The following is a 9,561-nucleotide window of genomic DNA, read 5'->3' on the forward strand; positions in this document are numbered from 1 at the left end:
CCCCACCCCCGTGCCGACGCCCCGAGGGTCCGGCTCGCCGAGTCCTCGTCGACCCCCAAGGCCCCGTCCTGGTAGAAGGCCCCGTCGAAGTCGTCTTGCCGGACGGAACCGTCGCGCGCAGCGACCGCTTCATGGCTGCGCTGTGTACCTGCCGCCGCAGCCGCACCTACCCCTGGTGCGACACCAGCCACCGCCCCAGGGCGCACACATGAACCCCGCCACGACCGACCGCCCGTTCTGGGACGCACACCCCCGCGGCCCCCTCAGCGAGAACCTCAGCAAAGCCCTGCTCACCGGCACCGTCCCCACCAGCGGCCCCCTCAGCGACCCGGCCCACACAGACCCCTGGGGAGAAGACCTCCAGCTCACCCTGTACCTGCTGTACGAACTCCACTACCGCGGCCTGCCCGGTGTGTCCGACGACCTGGAATGGCACCCCGACCTCCTCCGCGCCCGCGCCGGCCTCGAAGACGCATTCCTCACCGCACTCGAAGCCGAAGTCCCCCGCGGACGCACCGTCGCGGAGGCCTTCGCCCCCCTGCTGGAGGAGCCCGTCGACCTCTCCGGCAGCATCAGCTCCCACCTCGCCCACAGCGCGGACCTGCACCTCGTACGCGAATACGCCGTTCTGCGCTCCTTCTACCAGCTGAAGGAATCCGACCCCCACGCCTGGGCCCTGCCGCGGCTCACCGGCCGGGCGAAGGCGGCACTCGCCGCCATCGAGTACGACGAGTTCGGTGCCGGCCACCCCGATGCCATCCACTCGCACCTGTTCGCGAACCTCATGACCGACCTCGGGCTCGACCCCCGCTACGGCCACTACCTCGACAGGGCCCCCGCCGCCGCCCTCACCACCGTCAACCTGATGTCCTTCTTCGGCCTGCACCGCGCCTGGCGCGGAGCCCTGGTCGGCCACTTCGCCTGCGCCGAGACGGCCTCCTCACCCGGCGCCCGCCGCATGGTCAAGGCCTTGCAGGCATGCGGCGCCGGTCCCGCCGCCATCCACTTCTACACCGAGCACGTCACGGCCGACGCGGTCCACGAACAGATCGCACGCCGCGAGCTGATCGGGGGCCTCCTCACCGACGAGCCGCACCTCGAGCAGCAGGTGGCCTTCGGCTGCGACGCCACCGTCCTGGTCGAGAACCGCCTCGCAGACCACGTGCTGGCCGCCTGGAAGCACGGGCGCAGCGCCCTGCGCCACCCCCTCGACCGGCCGACGACCGGTGTCCCGCGGCATGGGTGGCAGGCGGGTGGACGGCCGGTCCCCGGTGCCGGCGGCGAGCGGTGACCCGGTCACCCCACCGAGGGACCCTGCCCGTCCTGCGCCGGTCCGGCAGGTCCGGGGGCGCGGATCTGCAGCGCAACCCCGCCTTCTTGTGAGCAACCCCACGAGAGCCGCATCGTGCCTGATGGCGGGGGGTCCGGTGGGGCGGCCCGGGATCCCGTCGGGCGGTGGCCCGCCCGACGGGATCGTTCGTCTGCCACGATGTTGCGCCGGGGACGCCCACGCGCCGCGCACCCGTCCGGTGCACCTGCCCGGCCCGGGCGGCAGCCCCGAAGACAATCGCCGCCTCCGCCGGCTCAGCCTGCACTCGTCCGGGTATCCCACGTGACTTCTTCCGCTTCGCCCTCCTCTGTGCCCATCGCCGTGGACCGCTCGCCCTGGCGTTCCCTTCGCTACCCCAGCATGCGCTGGTGGTCGGTGGCCAACCTGGTGTCCAACGTCGGGACCTGGATGCAGCTGACCGTCCAGAACCTTCTCGTGCTGCAGCTCACCGGGTCGGCCGCCGCGACCGGGCTGTCCATGTCCGTGCAGGCGGCGCCCGGCCTGTTGATGGGTCTGGCCGGTGGTGCTGCCGTGGACCGGTGGCCGCGGAAGCTGACCGCCGTGGTGAGCCAGGCGCTGTTGGGCGCGGTGGCCTTCACCATGGCCCTGCTCGTGGCCCTGGACCAGCTGAACCTCGGTGTCCTCATGGTGCTGGCGGCCGTCACCGGGATGATCGCCACCGTGGACGGTCCCGCCTGTGCGCTGCTCGGAAACGACCTGGTCCGGCCGGAGGACGTTCCGTCCGCGATCGGTGTGGGCTCCCTGGTGCACAACGCGGGCCGACTGGCGGGTGCGGCGCTCGGCGCTGTCGTCGTGGGGCTGCTGGGCACGGCCGCCGCCTACACCGCCAACGGGCTGTCGTTCCTGTTCGTCGCCGCCGTGATCCCGTTCCTGAAGCCGGCCGTGTCGGCCGTGTCGGCCGGGACAGATCGGAAGGAAGCAGGGACCGGCCGTGCCCCGGCCCCGGCGGAGCAGGGACTGCGGCAGGGCCTGGCCTTCTTCCTGCGTCGTCGGCGGCTGGTGGCCCTCGCCGGTATCGGAGGCCTCAGCGCTCTGTTCGGCCGCAACTACGGACTGACCCTCGTCGTGTTGGTCACCGGACCGCTGGCCGGCGACGCCGCAGCGTTCGGCGCGGTGTCCACCGTCCTGGCGGTCGGCGGCGTCGTCGGGGCGGTACTCGGCGCCCGGCTTCGCCGGCCGACGGTCCGGCTGGTCGGAATCCTGGCGGCAGGCGGGGCACTGCTCCAGGTGGTGGCCGGGCTTTCGCCCTCCCTCGCGGTGCTGCTGGTGCTCGTCCTGCCGATGGCGGTTGCCGAGTCGGTGTCCGAGACCGCCACCACCACCCTGCTGCAGACCGATCCGCCCGCCCACCTGCGGGGCCGGGTGCTCGGGGTCTGGGGAACCGTCCGCACGGTCTGGGGTCTCGCGGCGCCGGCCACCCTGGGCCTGTTGATGGAACTGGCCGGCGCCCGTGGAGCGCTGGTCCTCGGCGGACTGGTCGTCGCCGCCGTCCTCGGCTCCGGCTGCCTGGTGCAGAGCCGCCGGATGCCGGCGTCGGTGGTCATGCTGCCGGAGGACAAGCCAGCCGTCGCGGGACGGCCGGGACTGGACACGGCAGCCTAAGCCGGTCCGTGCAGGGCATCCACCGCGGCGAGGACCTCGGCCACGGTGATGCGCAGCAGCCGGGGGTCGGGGGTCCCTGCGTGGGCGTCCCCGGGACGCAGTCGGTCGTCCCCCGGGCCCGGGTGCCACAGGACGGTGTGCCGGCCGCCGGTCGGGGGGCCCCACAGCCGGGGGGCGACCGGGCCGAACAGGACCACGGACGGAGTGCCGAGGGCCGAGGCGAGGTGGGCGAGGCCGGTGTCGCCCGCGATCACGCAGCGGGCCCCCGCGACGGTCGCGCACAGCCGCGGGAACGGTACGTCGTGCTCGCCGCCCAGCACCGATCCGGGCGGCAGGCCCGCCTGCTCGGCGACCCGCCGGGCCAGCCGGGCCTCGCCCGCGCCAGCCGTCACCACCACGCGGTGCCCGGCACGGTGGACGGCGCGGGCCACCACGGCGAACCGGTCGGCCGGCCAGCGGCGGGCCCCCGCGTCGGCCCCCGGGTGGACCACGGTCGCGCCGGGTGCCGGGGAAGGGCAGGACGGGACCGGGATGCGCAGGTCGGCGGGGTGGGCGGGGATGCCGTACCAGCCGAGCAGCCTGCACCAGCGGTCCCGTTCGTGTTCCTCGGCATGCCAGGGCGGGCCGGCGATCTCCGGGGTCCCCGGGTGGCGGAAGGCGAACAGGCGGCGCGGCCGGAGCCGCTGGAGCAGCAGGTGGCTGGACGGGCCGTTGCCGTGGAGGTCGACGGCCAGGTCGGGAGGCGGGCCGGTCCAGGGCAGCCGGGTCGGCACGGCCCGCCCGGGCGCGCCGGTGGGCAGCAGGCGGTCGACCAGGCCGGTGGCGGCTGCCGCTTCGGAAAGCCGTTCCGGGGCGGCCAGCAGGATCTCGTGGCCGGGCAGCTCCCGGCGCAGGGCGCGCAGGGCGGGTACGGCGGTCAGCAGGTCGCCCAGCCCGAGCGCGCGCAGCACCAGCGCGCGCGGCGGCGGAGCGTGCCCTGCGGCCGGGCCTGCTTCCGCGGCTCGGGCCGCTTCGGTGCCGCCGGAACCCCGTGCGGCGGTCATGACGCGGCGGAGCGGGCCGCCCGCCGGGCCAGGCCTGTGGTGGAGCGGCCCTGCAGGTAGGGCAGGACGAGGGCCTGACCGCCCCACCGGCGCAGGGCCTCGGCCTCGGGCAGGTCCTCGACGCAATAGTCGCCGCCCTTGACCCAGATGTCCGGTCGCAGCTCCTCCAGCAGCGCTTGGGGAGTGTCCTCGTCGAAGGACGCCACCGCGTCCACGCTGCCCAGCGCGCTGAGCACCCGGATCCGGTCGGGGAGCGGGTTGAGGGGGCGTCCGGGGCCCTTCAGGCGAGTGAGGGAGGCGTCGGAGTTGACACACACGATGAGGCAGTCGCCGATCCGGCGGGCGCTTTCCAGCAGGCCGACGTGGCCGGCGTGCAGCAGGTCGAAGCAGCCCCCGGTGGCGACGACCGTACCGCCGCGGGCCCGTACCTCGCGGGCCAGGGCGAAGGCGTCCGACGGCGGGCGTGGGGCGGGGTCGCGTTCGGCGGCCGGGTCCCACAGCGCGGCGTTCCCGGCACCGCCGGCGTCGACGAAGGCCGCCGCTTCGGCGACGGCGCGTTGCACCGCCTCCTCGGGCAGTGCCCCGTCCGCGAGGGCGGCCGCGCAGACGGCCGCGAAGCAGTCGCCGGCCCCGCAGGGATCGCCGTCGGCCCGGTAGGGGGCGGGAAGCAGCATGGGGGTGTCTGCGGCCGGACGGGTCAGCAGGGCGCCCCGGGCGCCGAGGGTGACCGCGACGGCGGCGGCACGCCAGCGTTCGGCCAGGATGCGGCCGCGCCGGGCGTCGTCGGCGAGGGCGGCGCCGGCTCCGGGCAGCAGGGCGCGGGCCTCGGCCGCATTCGGGGTGACCAGGCGTGCGGCGGCGACCGGGGCGTCCCCCTTGGGGTGCGGGTCCCACACCAGGGGGACGCGTGAGGCGACCGCCGCGAGTTCGGCACGTACGGCCCGGGCGGTGTGCCGGCCGTAGTCGGCCACGAGGACGGTGCCGGCCCCGCTCAGGGCCTCGCGGACGGCGTTGTCGGGGGCACCGGGCCGGCCACCGCCCCGGTCGATGCGAACGAGCGGGCGGCGGCCGACCAGGACCCGGGTCTTGACCGGAAGGGTGCCGTCGAGCGGGAGTTCCACCAGGGTGACCCTGCCGTGCAGGGCGCGGCGTACGGTCTCGGCCGTTGCGTCCCGGCCGAGGGCGGTGACCAGGACCACCTCGCGGCCGGCGCGGGCGGCGAGCGCCGCGGCGAGCCCGGCTCCGCCGGGTCGCGAGCGGTCGCTGCGGACGTCGATCACCGGGGCGGGGGCGTCGGGGGCGAGTCGGTCGGCTTCCCCTTCGATGTCCTGGTCGAGGAGGGTGTCGCCGACCACGACCAGGGGCCCGCCCGCGGTCATTGCGGCCTCCGGCGGGCCGCTGCGGCGGCCCGGCGGCCGGCGGCCCCGCCGGGGGCGCGCGTCGTCCGCCGGGAGAGCAGGGCATCCGTGGTGAGGGACGCGTCGAAGCTCTCGCAGAGCAGGTGCACGGCCACCAGGTGGGCCTCCTGCACGGTCGCGGCCCGCGGGGCGTCGATGCACAGGGCGTCGTGGGCGGCGTCGGCCAGCGGATTGGGGCCGGGCCCGGTGAGGGCCCACACGCGCAGTCCCGCCGCGCGGGCCGCGACCGCAGCCGAGATCAGGTTGCCGCTGCGCCCGGAGGTGGAGAGGAGCACGAGGACGTCACCGGGGCGGCCGTGCGCACCGACCTGCCGGGCGAAGACGTGCTCGAAGCCGTAGTCGTTGCCGATGGCGGTGACGCTGGAGCTCTCGGCGTGCAGGGCGATCGCCGAGTAGGCGGGCCGGTCCTGCTGGTATCGGCCCACGAGTTCGGCCGTCAGGTGCTGGGCCTGGGCGGCGCTGCCGCCGTTGCCGGCGGCCAGCAGCCGGCCGCCTGCCGGGAGTACGGCCGCGAGTTCGCGGCCCCACCGGGAGAGCCGGTCGAGTCCGGCCCGGCGGAACCCGTCCAGGGCATCCTGAAGGGATTGGCAGTGCCGGTGTGCGTCGTCGAGTACGTGGTGGTCGCTCATGGGCTGTGCGGGCGGCTCGCCCGGACGGGGCGGTGGCGCCCGTACCTCCTTCGGTGACTTCGTGGGCGGGGCCCGGGCCGCTTGGGCAGGGGCCTGCGGGTCAGGCCACCACGGCCGGGGCCGGACGGGCGGCGAGCACCGAGCGGTAGACGGTCTCGGTGGCGGCGGCGATGCGGGCCCAGCTGTAGTGGCTGAGGACCCGGCGGCGTCCCGCCGCCCCGCACGCCGCGCGCAGCGCAGGATCGGCCAGCAGGGCCGCCACGGTGGCGGCGAGCGCACCCGGATCACGGGGTGGCACCAGCCGGCCGGTCAACGGGTCGGACACCGTGTCGAGCTGGCCGCCGACCGCGCTGGCGACGACGGGCCTGCCGCAGGCCATGGCCTCCAGCGGGACGATGCCGAACGGCTCGTAGTCGCCGGGGCACAGAACGACGTCGGCGCTGCGCAGCACGGCCGCGACGTCGGGGCCGGAGAGTCCGCCGGTGAAGCGGACCCGGTCGGCGACCCCGGCCTCCTCGGCGATGCGGCGCAGCCGCCGCACCTCGGGGTCGGATTCGAGGCGGGCGAGGGGCGGGCCGCCGACCACCAGGAGTTCGGCGTCGGGCAGCAGCGCCAGCGCACGGATGGAGACGGCGGCACCCTTGCGGGGGACGAGGCGGCCCAGCTGCAGCAGCCGATGGGGGTGACTGCCGCGCTCCGCCACCGGTCCCTCCGGCGTGAACCGGTCGGGGTCGACCCCGCAGGGCACCACGTCCACGCGGTCGGCGGGGATGCCCATGCGGGCGAGTTCGGCCGCCTCGTCGCGACAGGTGGCGACCACCCGGTTGCAGTGCAGCCCGAGTTCGCGCTCGCAGCCGATCCGGACGGGCGGACTGGTGTCGGCGCTGCCCTGGTGCCTGCGCTTGACGCTGCCCAGCGCGTGGTACGTGTGGACCAGCGGCAGCCGCAGCTCACGGGCGGCCTTGAGCGAGGCCAGGCCGGACATCCAGAAATGAGAGTGGATCAGGTCAGGCGCCTGGTCCTGCCACAGGTACGTCAGATGGTCGCCGAACTCGCGCATGTGCGGCAGGAGTTCGTCCTTGGGGAGCTGCTCCGGGGGGCCGGCGGGGACGTGGTGCACCTCGACGCCGGCCCGCAGCCGCTTGCGCGCGGGCAGATCACGGGCGTCCCTGCGGGTGTAGACGGTGACCTGGTGGCCGCGGTCGGCGAGCGCGCAGGCGAGGGAGGCGACATGGACGTTCTGCCCACCTGCGTCGGCCCCGCCGAGGGTGGCCAGCGGGCTGGCGTGCTCGGAGACCAGGGCGACGGACAGCGGCTCGGCGGATCCGCCGAGCAACCCCCCGGACCTCAGGGGATTCATGAGACCACCTCTCCCACCAGTTGCTCCCAGTCGTCCAGGAAACGTTTGAGTCCGTACCGTTCGAGGGCCGCTTGTCGGGCGCGCGCGCCGTCCTCGGCGGCGGCCTGGGGATCCGCCAGGTAGCGGCGGGCCGCGTCGGCGAGCACCTCGGGGCGGGTGGACAGCGTGCCGGTGCGGGGTGGCACGGCCTCGACCGATGCGGTGGTGGCGAGGGCCACGACCGGCATGCCCAGATGCATGGCCTCCAGCAGTGACAGGCCGAGCGAGGTCCAACGCACGGGGTGCAGGTAGAAACGGCGCTGCGCCATCTCCCGGTGCAGTTCGCGCTGCGGCAGTTCGGCGCTGCGGCAGCGGTCGGGCGGCAGGCCCAAGTGGGCGGCGAGGCCGTCGGTGGCCATGCCGAAGACGTCCAGCGGTGCTGCGCCCGCCAGCGCGGGCAGCAGGTCGGTACCGGTGTGGCGGCCGCGCCGTACCGGCTCGTTGACGACGACGGCCGCGCGCGGAAGCCGGCCCGTGTAGAGGTGGCCGGGGTCGACGATGCCGTGTTCGATCACGGCGGTGCGGGTGGTGCCGTTGTCCCAGAACAGCCGGTTGAAGTGGGTGACGTGGACGAGGGTGACGTCGTCGCGGTCGGCGCAGGGGTGCCGGGTACGGGGTACGTCGCCGTCCGGGGCGTTGTGCTCCAGATACACCGCGGGAAGGTCGCGGCCGGGGCGGCGGCCGCCCAGCCACCGTTCTGCGAGCTCCGGTTCGTGCGGCCGTTGGAGGACCACCAGGTCCACGGGTGCGTCGCGGAGCTCGTCCGGGGTGGCCTCGCGGACCGACGCCGGCCAGTCGAAGGTGCGGGCCCGGCCGAGGCCGTCCGGGTCGCGGCCGGGGGTGACGGGGACCAGGTAGGTGTGGGGCCCCTGAACGAAGGCAGTGGTCCATGAGCCGTGCACGTGCCAGAGCAGGATGTTCATACCGGAGCTCCTTGATCCTTCGCGAGGGGGCCTTCGGGCACGGCCCGGACCGGCGGCGTGCCGCCGGGGACCGGTGGGGGGTTCCTGCGGCCGCCGAGTGCGGAGACCGCCGCCACGACCTGGTCGTCGCCGATGCCGTCCAGGCACGGGTGGCCGGCGACCGGGCAGCGGCGGGCGCGGCTTCCGGCGCAGGCTGCGCCGCCGTCGCCGAGCAGGACGTGCGGGACGCCGTAGGGCCTCCAGCGTTCGGCGGGCACGACGGGCGCGAACAGGGAGGCGACGGGGGTGCCCACGGCCGCGGCGAGGTGGGCGGGTCCGGTGTTGCCGACCACCGCGACGTCCGCGCCGGCGAGGACGCCGGCCAGCTGGTGGAGGTTCTCGGTGGCACCGCCCAGGTCGAGCGCGTGCCGGCCGGCGACCTCCGCGGTCAGGCTCCGCTCGGCCGGGCCCCCGGTCACCACCACCCGGAAACCGGCGGCGGCCAGCCCTGCGGCGGCCCGGGCGGCCCGCCGGGGGCTCCAGGCTCGCGCAGGCACCGCCGCCCCGGGATGCAGCACCACGTACGGGCCGGGACCGGTGAGGCGGGCGGTGACGGGTGGCGGGCGGACGGCGAGAGTGCCGGGGTCCCCGTCGGGCAGGGCGAAACCGGCGGCGCGGGCGAGGTCCAGGGCGGCCTGGGCCTCGTGCCGGCCGGGGCGCCGCCGGTGGCGCAGGTCGAGCAGGGAGCCCGGATAGTCCTCGCTGTCGGCCGCCGTCCAGCCGATCCCGGCCAGTTTGAGGAGCAACGCGACGGGCAGCGGACTCTGGTGGTGGGAGACGAGCACCAGGCCGCGGTGGTAGCGGCCCTCGGCGAGGGTGTCGACGAGGTCCAGGCACGCCTCACGGGAGACCGGGGCCGGGTCCAGTCCCACCCAGGGGGCGTCGTACACCAGGACCTCGTCCACGCCGGGCAGCAGTCCGGCGGCGGGGGCGCCCTGCGGGCCGCAGAGCAGAGCGGTGTGGGAGGAGCCGGCCGCGACGGCCCGGACGGCGGGCCCGGCGAGCAGCACGTCGCCGGCACTGTCGAGGCGGACGACCAGGGTCCGCGGGGCGTTCACCGCGCCGCCCCGGTCCGGCCCGCGGCCAGGGCCTGCCGTACGGCGGCCAGCAGATCGGGGGCGGATTCGCGGGCCCCGGCCGTCTCCTCGGGGCGGGTC

Annotated in this window: 9 protein-coding genes; 3 read left to right on the forward strand and 6 right to left on the reverse strand. The window is 75.8% G+C overall.

Annotated elements, in window-relative coordinates:
- The 3 genes from HYE82_RS29335 to HYE82_RS29345 all read left to right on the forward strand — a co-directional run.
- A partial coding sequence (locus HYE82_RS29335; RefSeq protein ID WP_256987866.1) for a CDGSH iron-sulfur domain-containing protein occupies positions 1-212 on the forward strand: 212 nt, incomplete at its 5' end.
- Positions 209-1,291 (forward strand): iron-containing redox enzyme family protein, encoded by a 1,083-nt coding sequence (locus HYE82_RS29340; RefSeq protein ID WP_179177210.1) that lies wholly within the window; start codon positions 209-211, stop codon positions 1,289-1,291. The genes HYE82_RS29335 and HYE82_RS29340, both read left to right, overlap by 4 nt.
- A gap of 201 nt (positions 1,292-1,492) precedes the next feature.
- On the forward strand, positions 1,493-2,953 hold the full coding sequence (locus HYE82_RS29345) for an MFS transporter (protein WP_256987869.1): 1,461 nt from the start codon (positions 1,493-1,495) through the stop codon (positions 2,951-2,953).
- Here HYE82_RS29345 and HYE82_RS29350 read toward each other — a convergent pair.
- From HYE82_RS29350 to HYE82_RS29375, 6 genes are all read right to left on the reverse strand, one after another.
- A complete protein-coding gene (locus HYE82_RS29350) occupies positions 2,950-3,996 on the reverse strand; it encodes a glycosyltransferase family 9 protein (RefSeq protein WP_179177212.1) in 1,047 nt (348 codons plus the stop codon). The genes HYE82_RS29345 and HYE82_RS29350 overlap by 4 nt on opposite strands.
- Complete coding sequence (gene rfaE2, locus HYE82_RS29355; protein WP_179177213.1) at positions 3,993-5,375, reverse strand: D-glycero-beta-D-manno-heptose 1-phosphate adenylyltransferase; 1,383 nt, start codon at positions 5,373-5,375, stop codon at positions 3,993-3,995. The genes HYE82_RS29350 and rfaE2 overlap by 4 nt, the downstream gene beginning before the upstream one ends.
- Entirely contained in the window at positions 5,372-6,043 is a 672-nt protein-coding gene (locus HYE82_RS29360) for an SIS domain-containing protein (protein WP_179177214.1), read from the reverse strand. Before HYE82_RS29360 ends, rfaE2 begins: the two co-directional genes overlap by 4 nt.
- 100 nt (positions 6,044-6,143) lie before the next feature.
- Entirely contained in the window at positions 6,144-7,403 is a 1,260-nt protein-coding gene (locus tag HYE82_RS29365) for a glycosyltransferase (RefSeq protein WP_179177215.1), read from the reverse strand.
- Positions 7,400-8,365, reverse strand: a complete 966-nt coding sequence (locus tag HYE82_RS29370) for a glycosyltransferase (protein WP_179177216.1) — start codon at positions 8,363-8,365, stop codon at positions 7,400-7,402. Before HYE82_RS29370 ends, HYE82_RS29365 begins: the two co-directional genes overlap by 4 nt.
- A complete protein-coding gene (locus HYE82_RS29375; protein ID WP_179177217.1) occupies positions 8,362-9,462 on the reverse strand; it encodes a glycosyltransferase family 9 protein in 1,101 nt (366 codons plus the stop codon). The genes HYE82_RS29370 and HYE82_RS29375 overlap by 4 nt, the downstream gene beginning before the upstream one ends.
- Positions 9,463-9,561: the final 99 nt, after the last annotated feature.

It is taken from the genome of Streptomyces sp. BR123, assembly GCF_013401435.1.
In the GTDB taxonomy this organism is placed as follows: domain Bacteria; phylum Actinomycetota; class Actinomycetes; order Streptomycetales; family Streptomycetaceae; genus Streptomyces.